The organism is Pseudoxanthobacter sp. (assembly GCF_036822375.1).
GTDB lineage: Bacteria > Pseudomonadota > Alphaproteobacteria > Rhizobiales > Segnochrobactraceae > Pseudoxanthobacter.
On sequence record NZ_DAISHT010000214.1, the window covers coordinates 1 to 2,039 of the forward strand.

Annotated in this window: 2 protein-coding genes; both read right to left on the reverse strand. The window is 72.8% G+C overall.

From position 1 onward, the window contains the following. Positions 1-199: 199 nt before the first annotated feature. Entirely contained in the window at positions 200-598 is a 399-nt protein-coding gene (locus V7067_RS14905; RefSeq protein ID WP_334176694.1) for a YraN family protein, read from the reverse strand. Continuing rightward, the gene (gene rsmI, locus V7067_RS14910) at positions 595-1,560 is read right to left on the reverse strand and encodes a 16S rRNA (cytidine(1402)-2'-O)-methyltransferase (protein ID WP_334176695.1); all 966 of its coding nucleotides are present in this window, start codon (positions 1,558-1,560) and stop codon (positions 595-597) included. The genes V7067_RS14905 and rsmI overlap by 4 nt, the downstream gene beginning before the upstream one ends. Between the last annotated feature and the right edge of the window lie 479 nt (positions 1,561-2,039).

Consider the following 2,039-nt stretch of genomic DNA (forward strand, 5'->3'; position numbering starts at 1 on the left):
GAATCTCCCGCGATCTTCAGCGTGGAGATGTGGTCCATCTGGAAGGCGACCTTGAGGGCCATGGCAAGCACTACTCCGCAAAGGGCCGGCGCGGCGGCGCAGAAAGACGGGCGCGCGGGCGGCTGCGCATCATCGGCAAATGACGATCCGGGCGCCAGATATGGGCCTCGCAGGGCCGGCTTGTCCACTGCCGATCGCGCTATTCCCCTTCGCCGTAGGCGTTCGGCAGGTGGCAGGGCGGCCGGCCCGGCACGATGGCCACGATGTCGAAGCGGAAGGTGAGGCCCTCTTCGCCGGCCTCTTCTGCCGCCCAGTGGCGCTGTGCGGCCTCGATGCGCCGCCGGGTGCGTGCGGTCACCGCTTCCAGCGCCGCTTCCAGCGTGGCGCGGGCCTTGACCTCGACGAAGGCCACCGTGCTGCCGCGCCGCACGACGAGGTCGATCTCGCCGCCCGGCGTGCGGTAGCGCTGGTGGAGAATGCGGTAGCCGTGAAGGCGCAGCCACGCGGCGGCGCGCTCTTCGGCCGAAAGCCCGCGCCGGTAGGCGGCGCGGTGGCGGGCCGCGTCATCGCCGCCGGCCGGGGGCGGCGCGCCGGTCACGCTGCCGTGTCCGGCTCGGGGTCTTCCTCGTCGTCGCTCTCGTCTTCCGGGCTGTCGCCGCCGGCCTTCATCTCCATGGCGCGCCGGTAGAGGCTGCGCCGGTTGGCGCCGGTGGCGTGGGCCACTTCGGTGGCGGCGGCGCTGGGCGAAAGGCGCTCGAGGGCGGCGGCAAGCAGGGCGTCGAGATCGGCGGCATCGGTTTCCGCCGCGCCGGGCGGGCCGACGACGATGACGATCTCGCCCCGCGGCGGGTCGCCGCAGAAGGTCTCGGCAAGCGAGCCGAGTGTGCCGCGCACCACCGTCTCGTGCAGCTTGGTCAGTTCGCGGGCCACGGCGGCGGGCCGCCCGGCACCCAGTTCGGCCGCCAGATCGGCAAGGCAGGCGCCGAGCCGGCGGGGTGATTCGTAGAACACCAGCGTGGCCGGCACCGCGGCAAGCCCGGCAAAGCGGCGGCGGCGCCCGGCCGATTTCGGCGGCGGAAAGCCGGCGAACAGAAAGGCATCCGTCGGCAGCGCCGCGGTGACGAGGGCCGACAGCAGCGCCGAGGCCCCCGGCAGCGGCACCACGGTAAAGCCGCGTTCCGCCGCCTCCACCACCAGCCGGTAACCGGGATCGGAAACCAGCGGCGTGCCGGCATCGCTGACGAGCGCCACGGCCCGCCCTTCCGCCAGCGCCGCCAGCAGGCGCGGCCGCATCTGGCGGGCGTTATGCTCGTGATAGGGCATCAGCCGGGCGCGGATGCCGTAGCGGTCGGTCAGCACATGGGTGGTGCGGGTATCCTCGCAGGCCACGAGATCGGCGGCCGCCAGCGTTTCCAGCGCGCGGACGGTGATGTCGCCGAGATTGCCGATGGGCGTGGCCACCACATAGAGCCCGCCGGCCAGAGCCGGGGCCGTGAAGCTGCGGCCGGCAATGGTGAAGCCGCGGGCGGCGGGGGCGGGGATAGAATCGGAGGCGGACATGGACGGGCGGCCCTGGCGAACAGCGGGGAGAACGGGGCGGGCGGCGGGAAAAGTCCGCCTGCCTTGCCCGATCTTGCGGCAAGGACGCAGCCGAACGCTTTGACATCGCCCTGACCAGCCTTACAATTCCCGTCCGGGTGCGGGCAAGGCCGCAAGGCCGGGGGCGGCCGGCGGCCGCGAAAGAGTGTGCAGGGCGGCGACAGCCGGCGGCGAACTGACGGTTCTGCCACCCCTGCGCCACATTTCGCGGTTGACGGCGCGTCGCGGACGCGAGATCCGAAACAGGCACGGAGTGCGGTGCGTCCGGGATCGGGGCGGGCCGGTCTCCGCCGGCGGCAGCCGAGACGGTTCCGGTGTTGCGGTCTGGCTGTTGCGGTCTGGTTCTGCTGTCTGGTTTTGCGGGCAGGCCGGCCGTCGCAACGGGCCCGGCAGGTTCATCGGGCCAGACAGGTTCAGCGGGCCGGACAGGCTCATCGGGC